Source organism: Mesorhizobium sp. Root157, from assembly GCF_001427385.1.
Classification (GTDB): domain Bacteria; phylum Pseudomonadota; class Alphaproteobacteria; order Rhizobiales; family Rhizobiaceae; genus Mesorhizobium.
On record NZ_LMGJ01000017.1, the window covers coordinates 1 to 21430 of the forward strand.

The 21430-nt window shown below is 62.8% G+C and carries 16 protein-coding genes; 8 read left to right on the plus strand and 8 right to left on the minus strand.

Going from position 1 to position 21430, the window contains the following annotated elements:
* Positions 1 to 261 precede the first annotated feature (261 nt).
* A complete protein-coding gene (locus ASD64_RS11830) occupies positions 262 to 546 on the minus strand; it encodes a hypothetical protein (RefSeq protein ID WP_056105349.1) in 285 nt (94 codons plus the stop codon).
* Between the two features lie 208 nt (positions 547 to 754).
* On the opposite strand from ASD64_RS11830, the gene typA reads away from it, so the two are divergent.
* The gene (gene typA / locus ASD64_RS11835; RefSeq protein WP_056105351.1) at positions 755 to 2584 is read left to right on the plus strand and encodes a translational GTPase TypA; all 1830 of its coding nucleotides are present in this window, start codon (positions 755 to 757) and stop codon (positions 2582 to 2584) included.
* A gap of 191 nt (positions 2585 to 2775) precedes the next feature.
* A complete protein-coding gene (locus ASD64_RS11840; protein WP_056105382.1) occupies positions 2776 to 3390 on the plus strand; it encodes a LysE family translocator in 615 nt (204 codons plus the stop codon).
* Between the two features lie 30 nt (positions 3391 to 3420).
* On the opposite strand, the gene ASD64_RS11845 is transcribed toward ASD64_RS11840, so the two are convergent.
* Positions 3421 to 3744 carry a YciI family protein gene (locus tag ASD64_RS11845; RefSeq protein ID WP_056105354.1) on the minus strand — a complete coding sequence of 108 codons (324 nt, stop codon included), beginning with the start codon at positions 3742 to 3744 and terminating at the stop codon, positions 3421 to 3423.
* A 125-nt stretch (positions 3745 to 3869) separates the two neighbouring features.
* Entirely contained in the window at positions 3870 to 4433 is a 564-nt protein-coding gene (locus tag ASD64_RS11850; RefSeq protein ID WP_056105356.1) for a peroxidase-related enzyme, read from the minus strand.
* 143 nt (positions 4434 to 4576) lie between these two features.
* Between ASD64_RS11850 and ASD64_RS11855 the strand changes: the two genes are divergently transcribed.
* The gene (locus ASD64_RS11855; RefSeq protein WP_056105358.1) at positions 4577 to 9376 is read left to right on the plus strand and encodes an NAD-glutamate dehydrogenase; all 4800 of its coding nucleotides are present in this window, start codon (positions 4577 to 4579) and stop codon (positions 9374 to 9376) included.
* Positions 9377 to 9393: 17 nt separating this feature from the next.
* A complete protein-coding gene (locus tag ASD64_RS11860; RefSeq protein WP_056105360.1) occupies positions 9394 to 10770 on the plus strand; it encodes an MFS transporter in 1377 nt (458 codons plus the stop codon).
* 27 nt (positions 10771 to 10797) lie between these two features.
* Here the strand turns inward: ASD64_RS11860 and purH are convergent, their stop codons facing one another.
* The 4 genes from purH to htpX form a co-directional block, all read right to left on the minus strand.
* Positions 10798 to 12414 (minus strand): bifunctional phosphoribosylaminoimidazolecarboxamide formyltransferase/IMP cyclohydrolase, encoded by a 1617-nt coding sequence (purH, locus tag ASD64_RS11865; protein ID WP_056105362.1) that lies wholly within the window; start codon positions 12412 to 12414, stop codon positions 10798 to 10800.
* Positions 12415 to 12506: 92 nt separating this feature from the next.
* Positions 12507 to 14231, minus strand: a complete 1725-nt coding sequence (locus ASD64_RS11870) for a heparinase II/III family protein (RefSeq protein WP_056105365.1) — start codon at positions 14229 to 14231, stop codon at positions 12507 to 12509.
* A 145-nt stretch (positions 14232 to 14376) separates the two neighbouring features.
* Positions 14377 to 15783 carry an RsmB/NOP family class I SAM-dependent RNA methyltransferase gene (locus ASD64_RS11875; protein ID WP_413813600.1) on the minus strand — a complete coding sequence of 469 codons (1407 nt, stop codon included), beginning with the start codon at positions 15781 to 15783 and terminating at the stop codon, positions 14377 to 14379.
* Positions 15774 to 16781, minus strand: a complete 1008-nt coding sequence (gene htpX, locus ASD64_RS11880; protein ID WP_056105370.1) for a zinc metalloprotease HtpX — start codon at positions 16779 to 16781, stop codon at positions 15774 to 15776. Before htpX ends, ASD64_RS11875 begins: the two co-directional genes overlap by 10 nt.
* Positions 16782 to 16883: 102 nt before the next feature.
* Here htpX and ASD64_RS11885 point away from each other — a divergent pair, with 102 nt between their 5' ends.
* From ASD64_RS11885 to ASD64_RS11900, 4 genes are all read left to right on the plus strand, one after another.
* Positions 16884 to 17102, plus strand: coding sequence for a DUF1674 domain-containing protein (locus ASD64_RS11885; RefSeq protein WP_056105372.1), 219 nt, complete (start codon positions 16884 to 16886; stop codon positions 17100 to 17102).
* A 113-nt stretch (positions 17103 to 17215) separates the two neighbouring features.
* A complete protein-coding gene (locus ASD64_RS11890; RefSeq protein WP_056105374.1) occupies positions 17216 to 18085 on the plus strand; it encodes a transglutaminase-like domain-containing protein in 870 nt (289 codons plus the stop codon).
* A gap of 55 nt (positions 18086 to 18140) precedes the next feature.
* Entirely contained in the window at positions 18141 to 18596 is a 456-nt protein-coding gene (locus ASD64_RS11895) for a thermonuclease family protein (protein WP_056105376.1), read from the plus strand.
* A 317-nt stretch (positions 18597 to 18913) separates the two neighbouring features.
* Positions 18914 to 20257: a pilus assembly protein gene (locus ASD64_RS11900; RefSeq protein WP_320410197.1), complete on the plus strand. Its 1344-nt coding sequence runs from the start codon at positions 18914 to 18916 to the stop codon at positions 20255 to 20257.
* A gap of 314 nt (positions 20258 to 20571) precedes the next feature.
* Here ASD64_RS11900 and ASD64_RS11905 read toward each other — a convergent pair whose 3' ends face one another.
* The gene (locus ASD64_RS11905) at positions 20572 to 21240 is read right to left on the minus strand and encodes an MOSC domain-containing protein (protein WP_320410198.1); all 669 of its coding nucleotides are present in this window, start codon (positions 21238 to 21240) and stop codon (positions 20572 to 20574) included.
* Positions 21241 to 21430: the final 190 nt, after the last annotated feature.

The following is a 21430-nucleotide window of genomic DNA, read 5'->3' on the forward strand; positions in this document are numbered from 1 at the left end:
CGTCATCCTAGGGCGGAGCAGGCCGAAGGCCGTCGCGCAGACCCTGGGATCCATGCCGTGACGGAGCGGCAGCGTGGTACGGTGCAGAACATCCCTCGTTCTGTTCCGCCGTGCAACTCCCAAGCGTCACGGCATGGATCCTCGGGTCTGCGCGACGGCCTTCGGCCTGCTCCGCCCTAGGATGACGAAGGGAAAAAAGCGGGGCAAAGATACCCAGACGGCAATGCCGGGCGTGGTTATGAATAGATGCGTCGATGCAAGCTATTTCGGGTAGCAGGCAGCCGGAATATCGGGCCAGATGGCGGCTGCGCAACCGGTGTCTTGCTGCTTCTTCTTGAAGCTCGCGCTGACCGGCCCCGTGACCGTCGGATCGACGCCGTCCGGCGCATCGGCAAACAGGCGCTGGGCTTGCGTGGTGGAAAGCACGGTGTCGGAGATGCCGCCCGCGTTGCCGACCATGGAATGCGCCGCACCTGCCGCGAAAACGGCAGCGAGCGCCAGCGCGCCGAAGGAAATTCCGGTCCGTGACAGCAAGGTCTTGGTCATCGACAATCAGCCGTTCCTGGCGCGGATGGTCCGCATTGGTTAACGAATTCTATCCGCCAAGCTCTTAACAATCGGTGACCAGCGATTTGACGGCGCGCCGCCCCTTTCGCAAATGCGAAAAAAGCTGTATGAGCCGCGCAACCGAAAATGATGGCGCGCGCGGTTCACTGTCCGTAGCCGCCGCCGTCAGCATCCCAGAGAAGACAATATGAACCTCCGTAACATCGCGATCATCGCGCACGTAGACCATGGCAAAACCACGCTGGTCGACGAACTGTTGAAGCAAGCCGGCTCCTTCCGGGAAAACCAGCGCGTAAACGAGCGCGCCATGGATTCCGGCGACATCGAAAAAGAGCGCGGCATCACCATTCTGGCCAAGGCGACCTCGGTCGACTGGCACGGCACCCGCATCAACATCGTCGACACGCCGGGCCACGCCGACTTCGGCGGTGAGGTCGAGCGCATCCTTTCCATGGTAGATTCGGCCATCGTCCTCGTCGATGCCGCCGAAGGCCCGATGCCGCAGACCAAGTTCGTGGTCGGCAAGGCGCTTAAGGTCGGCCTCAAGCCGATCGTGTTCATCAACAAGATCGACCGCCCGGACGCCCGCCATGTCGAAGTCGTCAACGAGGTGTTCGACCTGTTCGCCGCACTCGACGCCACCGACGACCAGCTCGACTTCCCCATCCTCTACGGTTCGGGCCGCGATGGCTGGGCCTCCGAAAGCCCGGATGGTCCCAAGGACCGCCGGCTCGATCCCCTGTTCGAGCTTATCGTGAAGCACGTTCCCGAACCTGTCGTCCATCCCGGTCCGTTCCGCATGATCGGCACGCTGCTGGAGGCCAACCCTTTCCTCGGCCGCATCATCACCGGCCGCATCGAGTCCGGCACGCTGAAGTCGAACCAGCCGGTCAAGGTGCTGAACAATGACGGCGCAGTGGTCGAAACCGGCCGCGTCTCCAAGATCCTCGCCTTCCGCGGCCTCGAGCGCCAGCCGATCGACGAAGCGCAGCCGGGCGACATCGTCGCCATCGCCGGACTGTCGAAGGGCACCGTCGCCGATACGTTCTGCGATCCGGCCGTAACCGAGCCGCTGCACGCCCAGCCGATCGATCCGCCGACCGTGACGATGTCGTTCATCGTCAACGACAGTCCGCTTGCCGGCACCGAGGGCGACAAGGTGACCAGCCGCGTCATCCGCGACCGCCTGTTCAAGGAAGCCGAGGGCAACGTCGCACTGAAGATCGAAGAGTCCACCGAGAAGGATTCGTTCTACGTGTCGGGCCGCGGCGAATTGCAGCTTGCCGTGCTGATCGAGACCATGCGCCGCGAAGGCTTCGAACTTGCTGTATCGCGCCCGCGCGTCGTCATGCAGAAGGACGAGAACGGCGAACTGCTCGAGCCGGTCGAAGAAGTCGTCATCGACGTCGACGAGGAACATGCCGGCGTCGTCGTGCAGAAGATGTCGGAGCGCAAGGCCGAGATGATCGAATTGCGCCCCTCCGGCGGCGACCGCCAGCGCATCGTCTTCCACGCGCCGACGCGCGGCCTGATCGGCTACCAGTCGGAACTGTTGACCGACACGCGCGGCACCGCCGTGATGAACCGGCTGTTCCACTCCTATCAGGCCTACAAAGGCGAACTGCCCGGCCGCAGCAACGGCGTCCTGATCTCGAACGAACAGGGCGAAGCGGTGGCGTTCGCCATGTGGAACCTCGAAGATCGCGGCCCCATGGTCATCGATCCGGGCGTCAGGGTCTATCAGGGCATGATCATCGGCATCCACTCCCGCGACAACGACCTCGAAGTGAACGTGCTGAAGGGCAAGAAACTGACCAACATCCGTTCGGTCAACAAGGACGAGGCGGTCAAGCTGACGCCGCCGATCCGCATGACGCTGGAGCGGGCGCTGGCCTGGATTCAGGACGACGAACTGGTCGAGGTGACGCCGAAGACCATTCGCCTGCGCAAACTCTATCTCGACCCCAACGAGCGCAAGCGTTTCGAAAAATCGTCCAAGGTGGCTGGTGCGGCCTAAGTTCGGTTAGTTCTCGCTCACGGGCCGCACCGCCGCCTTCGGCGGCTGGCCCTCCGCGGGGGCGCTAGCAGGCGCGACGCCCGGTCGGGCTTGCAGCCTCTGGCTTTTTGCCCGCGTCGCGCGCTGCCACCTATCCACGCTCCACGCCGATCGGCTATGATGACCGCACGATCGGCTCACGGAGCACATGGATGCACCTTACCTCTCTTCTGATATTCGCGGCGGCGCTGTTCGTCGCCGCCGGTTCTCCCGGCCCGTCGATCGCGGCCCTTGTCTCAAGAGTGATCTCGAAGGGGTTCCGCGACGTGTTCCCCTTCCTCGCCGCCATGTGGATCGGCGAAGCCATCTGGCTGTCGTTTGCCGTGTTCGGGCTGGCGGTGGTGGCGCAAACCTTCCATCTCGCCTTCGTCGCCGTCAAATGGATGGGCGTCGTCTATCTTGCTTACCTGGCCTGGAAGATGTGGACAGCGCCGGTCGAGGCGAAGGCGGGCGAAATTCCGCGCGAGGACTCGGCAACCAGGCTTTTCTTCGCCGGCATGGCCGTCACGCTCGGCAATCCCAAGATCATGATGTTTTATCTGGCGCTTTTGCCGACCATCGTCGATCTCGCTTCCGTCACTTTTGTCGGCTGGCTGGAATTGACGCTGACCATGGCGGTGGTTCTGGTCGCCATCGACCTTGCCTGGGTTCTGGCGGCGGCGCAGGCGCGCAGGCTTCTGAAGAGCAAGCGGGCGATGAAGATCGCCAACCGGATCAGCGCTGCCACCATGGCCGGCGCCGCGGCAGCGATCGCGGCGCGGTCATGATCTCATCTTGTCGTGCCGGGAATGCGCGCGTCACATCATCTGGATGATCGGTGCGATCTCGACGCTGCAATTCGGTGCATTGAGGATCGGGCAGCCCTTGGCTTTCTCGGCCGCCTGGTCGATGTCGGCAGCCTCGATGATGGAATAGCCGCCGGTCGGGTTGGTGCCGCCATTGTTTTCGATGCGGCCGCCGGGCAGCACGGTCTTCGACATGCCGACCGGGTTGCCGCCATCGACAACCGCCGCGCCCAGCTTGCCGAACCAGCCGTTCCAGGCCTCCATGATTTCTTTGCGCTCGGCATCGTTTGCCGGCATCTTGCCCGCGCCATGATAGACATAGAGAAACTTTGTCATGTTCTCCTCCTTGCTGATCAGCGGCGTCGAACCGGCATGCGGCCCGGCCGCTTTTCGATCATCGGACCAAACAGCCAGGCGTGCAATGAAAATGCGATGTCGCTAATATTATGTGAAGTCGGCCGTCATCGCGCCATCTTGTGGTATTCGGCGTTGGGACGCATGTCGACCGCAGCTGCTACGCGGTTCGACATGTTGAAGAAGGCGACGGTCGAGGCGATGTCCCAGATGTCGCGGTCGCTGAAGCCGGCGTCGCGCAGCGCCTGACGGTCTTCCTCCACGATCTTGGCCGGCTCTTCGGTCAGCTTGGCCGCGAATTCCAGCATGGCGCGCTGGCGGGACGAAAGATCGGCGGCGCGGAAGTTCATCACCATCAATTCGCCAAGCACGGGATCGCCCGAAAGCTGGCGCACCGCCGCACCATGGGCGGTGAGGCAATAGAAGCAGTGGTTGATCGAAGACACCGCCACCGCGATCATCTCGCGCTCCAGCTTGGTCAAGCCCGACTCGCCCAGCATCAGGTCGTTGTAGGTGTCGGTGAAGGCCCTGAGCTTCTTCTCGTCGAAGGCGTAGGCGAGAAGCACGTTGGGCACCATGCCGAGCTTTTCCTCGCATTTGGCGAAATAGGCCTTGGTCGCGTCGCCCAGCTCTGGTTGGGGAAGGTCAAGGGCGGTGATCTTGCTGGACATGATGCGTTCTTCTCCACTCGAATAGTCGCGATAATCTTGGGTCCCGTTTATTTTCTTAATGGCTGGTCAAACCCTTGTCGCCAAAATCTGGCCATCTGCTACGATAGTCACAACTTCAATCAGGCGGAGGGAAAATTCGCATCATGGCCAGTCTGAAACCCGTATCCAGGACAAAATCAAAACCGGGAAAGGGGGCGGCGAAGGTTGCGGAAAAGCGCGGTAAGCTGGCGGACTACCTCCTTGCCAGGACTCCTGAAGAAGACGTGGCGGCATATGATGCGGCGGATCTCGACCGGGCTGCAGTGCTCGCCGAACGCGCAGTGCTACGGCACAAGAAGAACGAGAGCGTCGTTGCCGTCGAAACCGAGTCCGGCGTTTCGCGTGATGGCAAGCCGGTGACGGTAATCACCGTCGTCAACGACAACATGCCGTTCCTGTTCGATTCCATCATTGGTGAGATCACCGAAAGCGCGGGCGAGCCGCTGCTGGTCACACACCCTGTCATCGGCGTGAAATCCGGCAAGGCAGGCGTTGCGGAAATCCTCGGCGATGCCGGATCTGCCAAAGGCGAGCCGGGCCTCGATCGGCTAAGCGTCGTCCATGTCCATGTCGGGCGCCTTTCGGACGACCAGGCCAAAGGGCTGACCGAGCGGCTGAAGAAGACACTTGGCCAGGTGCGTTCGGCGGTTGCCGACTGGAAGCCGATGCTGGCACGTCTCGATCAGGCGATTTCGGAGTTCCGTTATGCGCCCGTACCCCTCGACAAAGCCCATGTCGCTGAAGCCGTGGCTTTCCTCGAATGGCTGCGGGACGACAATTTTACCTTCCTGGGCATGCGCGAGTACAAATACAGCGGCGGCGAAAAAAGCGGCACGCTGGAACTCGCCAACAAGGCCGGCCTCGGCATACTGACCGACCCGGACGTACTGGTGCTGAGGCGCGGCACCGAGGCCGTGACCACGACGCCGGAAATCCGCGCTTTTCTGCACGGCCCGGAGCCGCTGATCGTCACCAAGGCCAATGCAAAGTCGTCGGTGCATCGGCGTATCTACCTCGACTACATCGGCATCAAGACCTACACCGCCAAGGGCGCGCTGGCAGGCGAACTGCGTATCGTCGGCCTGTTCACCTCTACCGCCTACACGCGCTCGGTGATGAAGATTCCCTATTTGCGCTCGAAGGTGGAAACCGTCATCGCCAAGTCGGGCTTCAATCCGAGCGATCACTCCGGCAAAGCTCTCATCAACGTACTCGAAAGCTATCCACGCGACGAGCTTTTCCAGGTGCCGGTGCCGACGCTGAGGAAGCATGCCGAAGCGATCCTTGGCCTGATCGAGCGGCCGCGCGTACGCGCGCTGATACGGGTCGACCAGTTCGACCGCTTCGTCTCGATCCTCGTCTTCGTGCCGCGCGACCGCTACGATTCGGAAGCGCGCGAAAAAATCGGCGCCTATCTCAAGACGGCGTTCGACGGGCGCCTCTCGGCCTACTACCCGGCCTTCCCGGAAGGCGGGCTGGCGCGTGTGCACTTCATCATCGGCCGCTCCGGCGGCAAGACGCCGAAGGTCGAGCAATCGGCGATCGAAGACGCCATCCGCGCCATTGTGCGGACCTGGGAGGATGCGTTGCGCGAAGCGGCAGCCGACGCCGGCTCGGATGCATCGCTCGCCGGCATCGCAGCCGGTTTCCCGGAGAGCTACCGCAACAGTTTCTCGCCGGCGGCGGCATTGCTCGATGCCGGCCGTATCGCGTCGATCGGCGCGGCCAACCCGATTGCCATCGACTATTATCGCGAGGCCGGCCAGGCACCCGAACTGGCGTCGCTCAAGATCTACCATCACGGCAGCCCGGTGGCGCTGTCCAGGCGCGTGCCGGTGCTGGAGAATATCGGCTTCCGTGTCATCAGCGAGCGGACATTCGAGATTGGCGAGGACGGGGCCGGCAAGGTGTTCCTCCACGACATGGAACTGGAAAACGCCTACGGCCAGCCGATCGACCTTTCCAACGGCGGAGCGCTGTTCGAGGACGCCTTCCTTGCGGTGTGGCGTGGCGATGTCGACAATGACGGCTACAATGGGCTCGCCCAGACTGCCGGCCTTTGGTCGAAGGAAATTCTCGTTTTGCGCGCATATGGCCGTTATTTGCAGCAGGCGGGCATTCCGCAGAGCCAGGAGTTCATCGCTGCCGCGCTGAAGCGATACCCCGACATCGCGCGCGGACTGCATGCCCTGTTCGTTGCCCGGCTCGGGCCAAGTGCTCTTGAAGACGGAGCGGTCGCGGCCAAGCACCTGAAGGCCAAGATCAAGGATGCGCTGGACGATGTTCCGAACATCGACGACGACACCATAATCCGCCGCTACCTCAACCTGATCGAAGCGTCGCTGCGCACCAATCATTTCGTCGACGGCAAGCAGGAGCGCGGACAGTCGCTGGCGATCAAGCTCGATCCGCGCGCCGTGGCCGGGCTGCCTGAACCGCGTCCATGGCGCGAGATCTTCGTCTACGGATCGGAAGTCGAAGGCGTGCACCTGCGCTTCGGCCCGGTGGCTCGCGGCGGTTTGCGGCTTTCGGACAGGGCGCAGGACTACCGCACCGAGGTGCTGGGCCTGGTCAAGGCGCAGCAGGTCAAGAATGCGGTGATCGTGCCGGTCGGCGCCAAGGGCGGCTTCTACCCCAAGCGCCTGCCGGTCGGCGCCAGCCGTGACCTCGTTTTCGAGGTTGGACGCGCCGCCTACGTCAACTTCGTGTCCAGCCTGTTGTCGATCACCGACAATATCGGCATCGACCAGGTCATCCATCCCGAGGGTGTGGTGCGCCACGACGGCGACGATCCTTATTTCGTCGTTGCCGCCGACAAGGGCACGGCAACCTTCTCCGATACGGCCAACGCCATCAGCGAGAAGCATAGTTTCTGGCTCGATGACGCCTTTGCCAGCGGCGGCTCGGCCGGCTACGACCACAAGAAGATGGGCATCACGGCCAAGGGTGCGTGGGAAGCCGTCAAGCGCCACTTCCGCGAGATCAACCGTGACATCCAGGCGACGCCGTTTAGCGCAGTAGGTGTCGGGGATATGTCGGGCGACGTCTTCGGCAACGGCATGTTGCGTTCCGAACAGACCCGCCTGATCGCCGCCTTCGACCATCGTGACATCTTCATCGATCCTGCTCCGGATGCCGCGTCGTCGTTCGTCGAGCGCCAGCGCCTGTTCGACCTGCCGCGCTCGAGTTGGCAGGATTACGACAAGACGAAGCTGTCGAAGGGCGGCATGATCATCTCGCGTTCGCAAAAGTCCGTTACTCTGAGTTCGGAAGCGGCAACGGCGATCGGCATCGGCAAGACAGTGGCGACGCCGGTGGAGATCATGCGCGCGATCCTTGCCGCACCCGTCGATCTGCTCTGGTTCGGCGGCATCGGCACATACCTCAAGGCCACAAGCGAAACCAACCAGGATGTCGGTGACCGGGCCAATGACGCCATCCGCATCAATGCCGCCGAGGTTCGCGCAAAAATCATCGGCGAAGGCGCCAATCTCGGCGTGACCCAGCGCGCCCGTATCGAATTTGCCCTGAAGGGCGGCCGCAACAATTCGGACGCCATCGACAATTCGGGCGGCGTCAACTGCTCTGACGTCGAGGTCAACATCAAGATCGCGCTCGCCGCGGCCATGCGCAAGGGCGGGTTGGCACGGCCAGCGCGCAACAAGCTGCTTGCCGAAATGACCAACGAGGTCAGCCAACTGGTGCTGGCCAACAACTACGAGCAGACGCTGGCGTTGTCGCTGGCCAGCAAGCGCGGCCTGGCCGACATCGCGCATCAGGGCCGCTTCATGGCGGCGCTGGAAGCGCGTGGCCTGCTCGACCGGGCGGTCGAGACACTGCCGTCGCCGGCTGCGCTGGCTGAGCGCGAGGCACGCGGCGAGCCGTTGACGAGACCGGAACTCGGCGTGCTGCTGGCCTATGCCAAGATTGTCCTGTTCTCCGACATCGTCGCTTCCGATGTTCCGGACGGCCCGCATTTCGACCTGGACCTGATGGGCTACTTCCCGGATCGCATGGCGAAGAAGTTCTCGACCGAGATCCATGGCCATCGCCTGCGCCGTGAGATCATCGCCCGTGTTGTCGCCAACGATCTCGTCAATCGCGGCGGCCCGTCCTTCGTCAACCGCCTGATGGAGACGACCGGACGCACCGCTGCCGATGTGGTGCGCGCCTTCGCGCTGATCCGCGACGGCTTCGCGCTGCCGTCGCTCTACAAGGAGATCGATGCGCTCGACAACAGAATAGACGGCCAGGTTCAACTCGACCTCTATCAGATGGTCAGCCGCCTGATCTATGTCACCAGCGGCTGGTACCTGAAGAACGATGCCGGAACGGTGCCGCTTGCCCAGCGCATCGCCGAATTGCAGGAGGCCCGCAAGATGCTGGAGCCGAAGCTGGTCTCGCTGTTGCCGGCGTTTTCGCGCGAGCGGATCGAAGAACGGCGGCACGGCCTGTTCAAGGGCGGGGCGTCGGAGAAACTGGCCGAGCGGCTGGCCGTCACCGAAGTCTCCGACCTCATTCCCGACATCGCGCTTACCGCAAAGCAGGCCAATGCCGACATCGTTGCCGCCGCCAAGGCGTTCTTCGCCGTCAGCGATGCTTTTCGCATTTCGCGGGTGGAGGATGCGGCGCGCTCGATCAGCGCGTCCGACTACTATGACCAACTCGCGCTGTCGCGCGCAACCGACACCATCGGTGCGGCCAGGCGTGGCATCGCGGTCGCAGCGCTTGCCGGGTATGCCAAGGCTGCCGATCCGGTCGCGGCCTGGCTGGATGCGGGCGGCGAACGCGTCGCCCGCATCCTTGAACGCCTGCAGGCGCTGACCGAGGGCGGCGACATCACCGTATCGCGCCTGTCCGTGGCATCGGGGCTGATGAGCGACCTTGTCGGACCTTCGACATAACGGGGCGCGGAGGGATCATGGCCGACGTCGGCGTGCAGCGGGCATCCGGCCGCGGTATCAGGGGCTGGATGCTGTTCGACTGGGCAGCACAGCCGTTCTTTACGGTTGTCACCACCTTCATTTTCGGCCCCTATTTCGTCTCGCGCATGGCCAGCGATCCTGTGGCCGGGCAGGCGGCGTGGGGTTACGGCATTGCGGCGGCGGGGTTCGCTATCGCCATCCTGTCGCCGGTGCTCGGTTCCATCGCCGACCAGACCGGTCCGCGCAAACCGTGGATCGCCTTCTTCGCCGCGATCAAGATCGTTTGCCTTTGTCTTCTGTGGCTGGCGGCACCGGGATCAAACCTGTTCCTGGTCGTGCTGTTGTTCTCACTGGCATCGGTGGCGGCGGAGTTCTCCACCGTCTTCAACGATTCCATGATGCCCAGGCTGGTGCCAAAGCAGGAGATCGGTAGAATCTCCAACGTCGCTTGGGGATTGGGCTATCTCGGCGGTATGATTGTGCTGATCTTCGTCGTCGCACTGATGGCAGGCTCGCCGGAAACCGGAAAGACTATCGTTGGCGTCGAACCGCTGTTCGGTCTCGATCCGAAGCTTGGCGAGGACGCGCGGGCTACGGGTCCGCTGGCTGCAATCTGGTATTTCGTCTTCATCCTGCCGATGTTCTTCTTCACGCCCGATGCCATCAAGGGGATGGCGATCGGACCCGCGGTGCGTGAAGGGTTGGCCGAGCTGAAGTTGACGCTTTCGCAGGCACGCCAACGCGGCGGCATCTTCCGCTTCCTCATCGCCCGCATGGTCTACCAGGATGGCGTCAACGCGCTCCTTGCGCTGGGCGGCGCTTTCGCGGCCGCCATGTTCGGCTGGTCGATCACCGAGATCGGCGTCTACGGCATCATCCTCAATGTCGTTGCCATCTTCGGCTGCTGGGTCGCGGCGCGCCTCGACACCAGGCTGGGGTCGAAGGTGGTGGTGATGATCTCGCTGGTGCTGCTGTCGATCGCCACGGTGGGGATCGTGTCGACCGGTCCGGGCTTTACACTGTTCGGCGCGCTGCCCTTGCCGACGACGGATTCGGGTGCGTTGTTCGGCACGGCGGCGGAAAAAGCCTATATCCTTTACGGGCTTTTGATCGGTGTTGCCTTCGGGCCGGTTCAGGCGTCGTCCCGTTCCTACATGGCGCGGTCGGTGACGGCCGCCGAATCGGGTCGCTACTTCGGCATTTACGCGCTCGCCGGACGGGCAACGAGCTTTGCAGCACCTTTCCTTGTCGCCACCGTAACGGCGCTCAGCGGGTCGCCCGCGCTTGGCATGTCGGTCATCATCCTGTTCCTGGCTGGAGGCATGTGGCTCCTTGCCGCCACGCCTTACCCCGCCGACAAAGTGGAGGACTGAACCGCGTCACCGCTCGGCAGCCGTAGCTCAATGGCGGAAGTGGCGCATTCCCGTGAACACCATGGCAATGCCATGTTCGTCGGCCGCCGCGATGACGTCGTCGTCACGCATCGAGCCGCCCGGTTGAATGACGGCGGTAGCACCGGCTTCGATCGCCGCCAGCAAGCCGTCGGCAAATGGGAAAAAGGCGTCGGACGCGACCACGGAGCCTTTGGTCAGGGGGTCGGAGGCCCCCATCGCCTGGGCCGCATCCTCTGCCTTGCGTGCGGCGATGCGCGAGGAATCCACGCGGCTCATCTGGCCGGCGCCAATACCGACTGTGGCTCCGTCACGGACATAGACGATTGCGTTCGACTTCACATGCTTGGCAACGCGGAAAGCGAATTTCAGGTCGGCCATTTCGGCATCCGTGGGCGCGCGCTTCGTCACCACCTTGAGGTCGAGGTCATCCACCACGGCATTGTCGCGGCCTTGAACCAGCAGACCGCCGGCCACCGATTTCACCATCGTCGCAGGTGAGCGCGCATCGGGCAGGCCGCCGGTAACGAGCAGACGAAGATTTTTCTTGGCGGCAACGATGTCGATGGCAGCTTCGGAAGCCTCGGGCGCAATGATCACTTCGGTAAATGTCTTGACGATCTCCTCGGTCGCCTCGGCGTCGAGGAGCCGGTTCACGGCGACGATACCGCCGAAGGCCGAAACCGGATCGCAGGCCAGTGCCTTCGAATAGGCGTCCTTCAGCGTCGTGCCTTCGGCAACGCCGCATGGGTTGGCGTGCTTGATGATGGCCACGGCGGCCGATTTGGACGGGTCGAACTCGCCGACGAGCTCGAAAGCGGCGTCGGTGTCGTTGATGTTGTTGTAGGAGAGCTGCTTGCCCTGCAACTGGCGCGCGGTGGCAACGCCGGGACGCTTCTCGCCGGTGACGTAGAAGCCGGCCGACTGGTGCGGGTTCTCGCCGTAGCGCATGACGGTCTCCAGCTTGCCGCCGAAAGCGCGCCATGTCGGATGCTCGATGCCGAGCGTGCCTGCAAACCAATCCGAAATCGCGGCATCATAGGCCGCGGTGCGTGCAAAGGCCTTGGCCGCCAGCTTCTTGCGGAAATCCAGCGATAGCGAGCCAATGTTCATTTCGAGAGCATTCAGCACCGGCGCATAGTCTTCGGGATCGGTGACAATGGTCACATAGGCATGGTTCTTGGCCGAGGCGCGCACCATGGCGGGCCCGCCAATGTCGATGTTTTCGACAATCGCTGCGTAGTCCGCGCCCGACTGGCGCACGGTTTCGAACGGGTAGAGATTGACGACGACGAGATCGATCGGCTCGATCCTGTGCTTGTGCATGGCCTGCACATGTTCAGGGTCGTCGCGTACGCCAAGCAGAGCGCCGTGAACCGCGGGATGCAGGGTCTTGACCCGGCCATCCATGATTTCTGGAAAGCCGGTGAGTTCGGTCACATCGCGGACTTGAATGCCAGCCTCGGCAATCGCCTTGGCGGTGCCGCCGGTGGAAACCAGTTCCACGCCGGCATGGGCGAGGGCGCGGGCGAAGTCCACCAGGCCGGTCTTGTCGGAGACGGACAGCAGCGCGCGGCGAACCGGAACGAGGTCGGGGGCGGGAATGTTCTTGGAAGCGACTGCCATGGGGTCGACCCTTCAGCTTGGTTTACGCGGGCCGTAACACATGAGCCTCGTAAATCAAGCGGCGAGCGCCGCATTCGAGGCACATACGGTGATCACGCCCAATTGGGGCGGCCTTCGGGGCGGCTGCGCGTGAGGCGCCAGTGGACCTGCGGCTGTTCGGATGCCTTGAAGGTAAGCACAAGCTGGCGGCTGATGCGCGGGCCGCCAAGGCCGGCAAAATAGATCGATTCCTCGACTATGGGCGATACCTCTGCACAAGCGAAGGTCCAACTGTCGGCGCTGTCGGCGGTCAGCACCAGACGCTCCTGCTGGTCCTTGAACAGCTTGATTTCGGGATGGATGTGGAAACGGATGGTGACGAAGTCCCGGCCGTTGTTGGTGGCTGCTTCGCCGCCGGGGCGCAGGAAACTGTCTCGGCCCGCGAGCACGTTGCCCCTTGTCGACAAGGTCAGTTCGCGTTCATGCACGATGCCAAAGCGCTGCACGTAGCTGTCATGGCTTGCCGTGAAGCCCTGATAGTCCTGGCCATCGTCGCGGCGGCATGGAACCTCGCCGGGACCTCCGATGAGGGGAGAGCCGACAAGATTGCTGACGCGCGTCGAATGGCTGAAGCGCGCCGATGAGGTGTCGTTCAGCGTGGCTGTCGAGTGCGCCGCCGTGGCGCGTGCCAGCGGCCTGAATTCGGGATCGCCATAGGTGTCGACGCCGGCGTTGACGATGAAGTGCTGGCGACCCGACGACATCTCGAAGGACAGGCACCCCGCATGGGCTGCACTGGACAGGTCGGCCGGCGGCGGCGGACCTGTATCGGCGATCACCGTCACGTCACCTAGGGAAAGCCGTTCGTAGCCTGAGTGCGGCGCATGCAGCAGCGGCGCGCCTGCCGTATCGTCGTGGCGCAGGATGGCGGCGATGCGGTCATGGATGGTGGCGCCCATGCCATTGAATGCGGCCAGGCTGCCGTCCTGATGGCGGAAGAAGCGCAAGGCCGGCAGCATGCGGTCGATGGCGCCCATCAGCGCCGCAGGCGGGGCCTCGGCCTGGTTGGCATAGGTCTGGCGCAGAGGCAGAAGGTCGGCAAGGATTTCAAGCAGGGTCAACGGGTTGCGGGAAATATGACCGCCATCGGGAAGGATCTGGTGGTTGAGTTCCTCGCCAAGGTGGCGGGTGGCCGCGCGCAACGCCGAGGCCGGTGCCGGCAGCGACAGCGCCGCAAACGCCAGCGCGATGCGGGCCCTCAACCGGTCCTTGCCGTCCGGCATTTCGCGCGCGATCGAACGCAGGTAGCGGATCTGGATCGCCAGCGATTTCAGAAAGGCGCGGTAGAACGGGAATTCCGCGCCCTGCAGCACCACCGACGAGTGTTGCAGCCAGGCGATGATGCGCTTGGAGGTGACGCCCGGCTCCCAGGCTACGCCGCTGATATGGTTGCCATGCATGGCGATCCAGTCGGACACCAACGCGCGGGCATTGGCGGACGCAAGCTCGGTTCCGGCGGCACGCATGTGGCGCAGCCATCGAAATCCGTGCAGGGAACGCTGCCAGCCACGATGGGCGACTTTGATCTGGAACGGCGATTGCCCGCCGGTTTCGACGAGACGTCCCGACAGCGGATAACGGCCATAATAAATTTCAAGCGCGATTTGAGGATCGGCTAGCCGCAGGTCGGGTGGCGCAATCAGTACACGTTCCGGCGTGCGGCCGGAATAGCGCCAGCGATAGGCCGGGCCCGCGCGCAGGCGTCGGCGCGTTTTGCGCCAAAACTCCCGTGCGACGAGCGCCCACAAGCGCGTCGTGTTGATGGCGGCGGCGGCCACTGATCCTCCAGACGTCCCAATTCCCTGGACAAGGGTAGATGATTCAAGAACTTATGCGAAGGCCAATTCGATTTGTAACGACGGCCGCCACAGCCGCTTTCCACATGGTTTTGCACGTTTGGCGGGAAATTTGTCATGCTGCCCGTTATTGGGGCTTGTCGACCTTGCGCAATCGAGCCGCGAAGAAGCCGTCCAGCCCGGATAACGAAGCTGAACTGAGGGCGAGCCCGGCCGGCGTGGTGCGTAACGTACCTTGCGCGGTGATGAACGGCGCAATGCCTGGAACCTCCGAAGACGAGATCGACTCGAGGCGGACCGTCGGCGTCTCGGCCAGGAATGCGGTGAGCAGGTCCTCGCCTTCCAGCGGATCGAGCGAACAGTTGGAAAAGACGATGGCGCCGCCGGGCTTTGTGAGCGTCACCGCCTTCGCGAGCAGCCGCCGCTGCAGGTCGGCGAGCTTGGCGATGTCATCGGGGGTTTTCGTCCATGGCACGTCCGGATGCCGGCGCACCGTGCCGGTCGACGAGCAGGGCGCATCGAGCAGTACGGCGTCGAATAGGTGCTGAGGCTCGAGTTTCAACAGATCGGCTTGAACGACTTCCGCCGAGAGACCCAGTCGGTCGAGGTTCTGCTGCAAGCGCGCCAGCCGGCTCTTGGAGGTATCTACGGCGGTAACCTTGGCGCCGGCAAGGACGAGTTGCGCCGTCTTGCCGCCAGGCGCGGCGCACAGGTCGGCGACGCGCAGGCCGTTGAGATCGCCGAGCAGGCGTGCCGGCAGGCTGGCGGCCGTGTCCTGCACCCACCATGTGCCGTCCTCGAAGCCTGGCAGTTCGGTGATTGGCGCGCTCAGTCTTTCCAGCCGAATGGAGCCAGTCGGCAGGACAATGCCGCCAAGGCGTTCGGCCCACATTTGCGGGCCGGTTTTGACGGTGATGTCGACCGGCGCTTCGAGGCGGTGCGCGGCAAGGATGGCACGGGTTGTCTCGGCGCCATAGGCCTGTGTCAGGCACGCGCGAAACCAATCGGGCGCGTCGTCGGTCGCCGCCAGCGTTTTGGGAAGTTCCGTTTCCTTGGCGCGCGCCAGGGCCCGCAACACGGCATTGACGAGGCCGGAAAATCGTACCGTACGCGGGTCCGATTTGGCATGGGTCACCGCAAGATCGACGGCGGCGCTGTCTGGTATGTCGAGGAACAGGATTTGGGCTGCCGCAACGTGGAGGATATGTGCCAGCACCGTGGCGTTTGCGGGCAACGGCTTGTCGAGACGGCGGGAAATCAGCGCGCCGATGGTGACGCGGTAGCGCAAGGCGGTTGCGAGAATGGCACGAACCAGCGCGCGGTCGCGCATATCCAGCGCCATGTATTGGGGGTGGCCATGTTCGTTGTCGGTCAATCCGTCGAGCGAGGTGCGGGCATCGACAATGGCGGCGAGCAGGCGTGCTGCCGCCTTGCGGGCGGCAAGGCCGGGCACCGTATGCGCTGCCGGGCCTCGCTCAGGTTTTTGTGCTGGGGTCCGCTTGCGCGGGGACGCGTCTTGCCGTGTCACTTCCAACGGCCTTTTGGCCCGGTCGGGTTGCGCCCCCAGGGGTTGGCCTTTGATTTTGGCGGTTGTTCGTTTTCAGGGCGCGCAGGGCTGTTCCACGGACCGGTCGGTTCTATGGACACGTCCGGCGGCGGAGCTTGGACCGTCTGAACCGGCCGCTCAGCCATTTCCGCGGCCAGCGCCTGCAGGACCGCGATGCGATTTGCCGTATCGGGGTGAGTGGAGAACAAATTGTCCATGCGTTCGCCGGAAAGCGGGTTGATGATGAAAAGATGCGCCGTCGCCGGGCTGCGTTCCGCGTCGGCGTTGGGAATGCGTTCGGCGGTTCGGGCGATCTTGTCAAGGGCGGAAGCGAGCCATAGCGGGTGGCCGCAGATTTCAGCGCCGCGCCGGTCTGCCGCATATTCGCGCGTGCGGCTCACCGCCATCTGCACGATCATTGCGGCAAAGGGAGCCACGATCATCGCGATCAGGACGCCCACGAAGCCGAGCGGATTGTTGTTGTCGCGGTTTCCGCCGAAGAACAAGGCAAAATTGCCGAGCATGGAAATGGCGCCGGCAAGCGTCGCTACGATCGTCATGGTCAAGGTGTCTCGATGCTGCACATGAGCAAGTTCGTGGGCCATGACGGCGGCAACCTCTTCATGCGAAAGCCGTTCCAGCAGACCAGTGGAGGCGGCGACGGCAGCGTTCTCAGGGTTGCGCCCGGTAGCGAAGGCATTGGGCTGCGGCGTATCGATGATATAGGTGCGCGGCATTGGCAGGCCGGCGCGGGCTGCGAGTTCGCGCACGATGGCATGGAATTCCGGCGCACTCTTCTCATCGACCTCGACGGCACGGTGCATGGCCAGCACCATCTTGTCGGCATTCCAGTAGCTGAACAGGTTGGTGGCGGCGGCTATGACGAGCGCGATCATCATGCCACCCGCGCCGCCGATCATGTAGCCTACACCCATGAACAGCGCCGTCATCGCGGCAAGCAGCATGGCGGTGCGAAGTGTGTTCATCGTCTGCTCCGTTTGGCCAATGCGGAAGGGGTCGCTCCATCGCACCGGTTTCGCTATATGATGGGAAACAGTTTACGGCGTTTCAATCCATGGGCAGATGGCATGACTGAGGAAAACGGCAAGGCGACGCAAGACGACGGCGCGAGCGTGCAAAAGAAACTGACTCCTGCCGCCCAGCGGGCGTTGGCTGAGGCCGAAGCTCGACGCAAGGACTATCTGGCCGCCGAAGCGGAGCGGCCCAAGGAACTGAGCGGCCGCGGCGGGCTGGAACCCGGCCGCTATGGCGACTGGGAAGTGAAGGGCCTCACCGCCGATTTCTGAGATTCGCCCTGGCGCTTCGCTGAAAGTGTCTAGATCACAGGGAACCATCGACCCCACGCCGCGTTGAAGAGGCGGACTTTCCTCTCTGACAATCGACGCGACGGGGTACCGCGATGCTGATACGGCTCGGCTATGAAATCGCTATTGAATGTGACCAGGACACGCCGATCGTTTCGATGCTCGATATCCGCACGGAGCGACAGGGCGATATCACGCGCCAGACCGAGGTACTGACCTCACCGGAAGTTCCGACCTCATTGTATTTCGACATCTATGGCAATGCCTGCCGTCGTTTCGTGGCGCCGGCGGGAGGGTTCCGCATCATGTATGATGCAATCATCGAGGATTCGGGCCTTCCAGACGAAGTCAACGCCTTGGCCAGGGAAGTTCCGGTACAGGACCTGCCTGACGAGGCGCTGGGCTTCCTGCTGGGCAGCCGCTATTGCGAAACCGATCATATGAGCAATCTCGCGTGGCAACTGTTCGGCGAAATCCCGCCGGGATGGGCGCGGGTGCAAGCGATCGTCGACTATGTTCACAATCGCCTGTCGTTCGGTTACGGCTATGCGCGCGCCACGCGAACGGCGGCACAGGCGCACGAGGAGCGAGTTGGCGTGTGCCGGGATTTCGCTCATCTGGCGATAACGCTGTGCCGCTGCATGAACATTCCTGCGCGCTATGTGAACGGCTATCTTGGCGATATCGGCGTGCCGGCGGATCCGGCGCCGATGGATTTTTCGGCCTGGATCGAGGTTTTTTTGGACGGCAAGTGGTACACGTTCGACGCGCGTCACAACACGCCGCGCATCGGTCGCGTGGTGGTTGCGCGTGGCCGCGATGCCACCGATGTGCCGCTGCTGCATAGCTTCGGACCGCACCGGCTCAGTCTGTTCAAGATCTGGACCTACGAGCAGGACAGCCATTCGGCGTCGCCGCCGTTTCATGGCATCGACCGCACCGTGGGGATCGAAGCCCTAGCATAGGGCATTGTATGGTTTGCGCTTGCGCGAATCCATATCTAGGAATAATTTCCTTGGTATGGATTCGCGTCGCATCACGCAATTGATGGTTATCGGGTTGCTTGTTGCGGCTACGCTGTCGTGTGTGGCGCCTGCCCGCGCTGCCAAAACCTTCCATGGACCTGTCGAGGCCAGTGTGGTCGATGTCATCGATGGGGATACGTTCCTGGCCGACGCGCTGCTGTGGCCGGGGCAGTCGCTGCGCATCAACATACGCATTCGCGGCATCGATGCGCCGGAGATGAAAAGCCGGTGCAGGTCGGAGCACGCCGCAGCGCTACGGGCTCGAAATGCTCTTGAGAAATTGCTCGACGGCGGCTCGATCTCGATTTCCAACATTGGTGGGGCAAAATACTATGGCCGCGTGCTTGCAGATGTCGCAGCCGGGGATGGGACGCCGGTTGCCGAGGAAATGATCCTGCGCAGTCTCGCCCGACCTTATCGTGGCGGCAAGCGGGGCGGTTGGTGCGACTGATCCGCTGACCCATTTCGACACGCGGCTCCGTTTCGGTACATGGCTTGGTGTCCCGGAACGGATCGTCCCAAACGGGTAGACCGATATCGGTGCCGGTGATGGTAAGCGTCCGGTAAATATCCGCTCGCCCACGCCAGAAAGATTTACCTGGCTTTTACCATCCGCCCTGGTGGATGTGCATAAAAACAATGGCTTGGTGAGAAACCTCTCGCTTCGACAGGCCGACAGGCACGGACCGGCCAGAATCCTGCAATGCAGCCGGTAACGGCGTCGATGCCGTGTCAATCGGAGGCAGGGCAATGCGGCGGTATGGGGGTGTGGGTCGATCGGTAGCGCGTTTTTGGGCTGACCGCAGGGGCAACTTTGCCGTCATCTTCGGCATGATTGTCGCGGTGCTCGCACTGGCTGTCGGCTTCGGCGTCGATACGGCGCAACTGATGAATGCCAAGTCGGCGTTGCGCAATGCGGTGGATGCGGCGGTCACCTCCACAGCCCGCGAACTGACGGTCAGGCCTGCAACCGAGGAAGAGGCCCGCAAATGGGTCGCTGCATTCCTCACCGCCAATAGCGCAGGCGGCATCCTGCCTCACGACGACATCGTCCTCGACAAACTGGTTGTCGACAAGACCGCCAAAACCGTCACAGCCAGCGCGTATGTGGATGTCGCCCTCTATTTTCCCCTGTTCGGCCAGAGCAATGTCAAGCGCATCCACAACATGGGCGCCGCCGTCTATTCCGACAAGCATATCGAAGTCGCGATGATGCTCGACCTGACTACCTCGATGGAAGAGGACAGGCGCGCGCGAACGAACAAGATCGGTGATCTGAAGGTCGCAGCGGCGGCAGCGGTGTCGACTTTCCTCGACATGAACAATGCGAACACCCCCCGCATTCGGGTGGCCTTGGTTCCCTATTCAGATGGAGTCAATACCGGCCCGCTTGCTCATACGGTTTTCCGCGAGGCGAAGGGAAGCACGGGCAAAGATGATGCCCCGCCCTCTCTCAATGCTCCGCAGGCTGTATCGGTGAGCGATAACTGCGCCACGGAACGTAAGAATTCGACAGGCGGTGGGATGGACTACTCGGATGCCGGGCCCTCGATGGCTCTGGTCAACCGGGATGATCGTATTGAGACCTGTCCGGTTGCGCCTTTGGTTCCCCTGACGACCGACGAGGATGCGCTTCTCAAAGCGATCGACCAGTTTAAAGCCGATGGCTACACCGCCGGGCACATAGGAGTTCAATGGACGCGCTACCTGTTGTCACCGTCCTGGCGGTCCGTGCTCGAGAGCGCTGTTCCGGGCTCCGGACCTTTGGAATATACCGACAACAAGGCAAAAAAGATCGCCATTCTGATGACCGACGGCGCCTTCAACACAGCTTTCGCTGGTGTGTCCTCCTCTGAAAAAACGCGGTCCAATCAAAAAACGAGGTCGCAAAATGCCGCGAGAGAGTTGTGCAGCCGCATGAAGCAGGACGGTATAGAGATCTTCACGATCGGCTTCATGCTTGCTGCGGGCGATCAGGATGTCATGTCGAACTGTGCGTCGCCAGACACCAGCGGCATCAAGCACTATTTCTTGGCGGCTGACGGCGCGGCCTTGAAAACAGCGTTTCAGGAAATTGCACGCAACACCGAACGGCTGGCTTTGACCCAATAAGGTTAGTGGGCGCGGAGCTTGTCTGGCCGGGGACACGGCAGTGCAAGCAAAAAGGCCGCCGCTTCTTTCGAAGCAGGCGGCCTTTCCGTGTCTTCGTCCAGTGCGCGACCCGGGCGCGTCCCTCAGGACCGCTTGCCACGCGGTTCGGCACCTAGCGGAGAGGCTGCTCCCCGCAAAGGCGATCCGCCGGGACCACGCTCATGGAAACGAAATCACTCGACATCGGATCACCTCCTTTCGCTTGTTGAACACGCCTGCATGATGGGGTGCGCAAGCGGCAATTGCAAGTCTGTCGGCTTCTCGGCAATTGGCCGCTATTCGGACAACAGGCGCATGGCGTCGCCAATCGCCATTTCCCCTGGCCGGTCGACCCGACAGTAGACACCAAGATTGTGCCTGTTGTGGCGTACAAGCGTACGCAGGATGTCGGGATCGTAGTCCAATCCTTCCTGGGCAATGATGGTGAAGCCGCAACGGCGGCAAGGCTCCACGACAGTCATTTCCACCGAGCCTATAGCGATACGGCGCCCCATCCATTCTGTTTCGGGAAACGAGCCAGCCGCCACGGGCATGTCGATGAGCACGCTTGGGCGAAAGCGCCGGCTATCGACATTGCCGGCCGGGTACAGCGCCTTCAACCTTGCCAGCGAAGCGGTGCTCAGAAGATGGATCGGCGCCTTTTGGTAGCGCGCTGTCGCGAAGGCGCCGGTGTAGGCTTGTCCGGCCGTTTGTTCGAATGGCCGGATGGCGGCATCGAAGCCGAGATAAGCGGCTATGGCTTGGTCGCACGCCTTGCTGGGCGCAGACAGCCAGTCGCCGCCGGGCACCAGGACTTCAAGCTTACGCTCCGGTGTAAGCCTGGCGAGGATGCGCGGTACCTTGTGCCATTTGGCGTTGGTGTCGGGTCGGGCGATCTCGCCGCTTGCGGCATCAACCAGCCCGTACAACCTGTCGCCGTCGGCTCCAACCTTGCCGACGGCCATTATGCTCAAGGCCTCTCCGCCCAGCGAACTCGCAGGGTAACGCCACAGTTCCCAGACGCATCCGGCTTCGGCCATTTTCGCCTTTCTATGCGGGCGCCTGTTCCTTCTTGTTTTGCCTGTTGGCGATGAGGTCGTCGACGACGGTGGGGTCGGCCAGGGTCGAGGTGTCGCCAAGCGCGCTGAACTCGTC

Coding starts and splice junctions, on each gene's coding strand:
- ASD64_RS11830 (WP_056105349.1), bottom strand. CDS start 546: ATGACCAAGACCTTGCTGTCACGGACCGGAATTTCCTTCGGCGCGCTG.
- typA (WP_056105351.1), top strand. CDS start 755: ATGAACCTCCGTAACATCGCGATCATCGCGCACGTAGACCATGGCAAA.
- ASD64_RS11840 (WP_056105382.1), top strand. CDS start 2,776: ATGCACCTTACCTCTCTTCTGATATTCGCGGCGGCGCTGTTCGTCGCC.
- ASD64_RS11845 (WP_056105354.1), bottom strand. CDS start 3,744: ATGACAAAGTTTCTCTATGTCTATCATGGCGCGGGCAAGATGCCGGCA.
- ASD64_RS11850 (WP_056105356.1), bottom strand. CDS start 4,433: ATGTCCAGCAAGATCACCGCCCTTGACCTTCCCCAACCAGAGCTGGGC.
- ASD64_RS11855 (WP_056105358.1), top strand. CDS start 4,577: ATGGCCAGTCTGAAACCCGTATCCAGGACAAAATCAAAACCGGGAAAG.
- ASD64_RS11860 (WP_056105360.1), top strand. CDS start 9,394: ATGGCCGACGTCGGCGTGCAGCGGGCATCCGGCCGCGGTATCAGGGGC.
- purH (WP_056105362.1), bottom strand. CDS start 12,414: ATGGCAGTCGCTTCCAAGAACATTCCCGCCCCCGACCTCGTTCCGGTT.
- htpX (WP_056105370.1), bottom strand. CDS start 16,781: ATGAACACACTTCGCACCGCCATGCTGCTTGCCGCGATGACGGCGCTG.
- ASD64_RS11885 (WP_056105372.1), top strand. CDS start 16,884: ATGACTGAGGAAAACGGCAAGGCGACGCAAGACGACGGCGCGAGCGTG.
- ASD64_RS11890 (WP_056105374.1), top strand. CDS start 17,216: ATGCTGATACGGCTCGGCTATGAAATCGCTATTGAATGTGACCAGGAC.
- ASD64_RS11895 (WP_056105376.1), top strand. CDS start 18,141: ATGGATTCGCGTCGCATCACGCAATTGATGGTTATCGGGTTGCTTGTT.
- ASD64_RS11905 (WP_320410198.1), bottom strand. CDS start 21,240: ATGGCCGTCGGCAAGGTTGGAGCCGACGGCGACAGGTTGTACGGGCTG.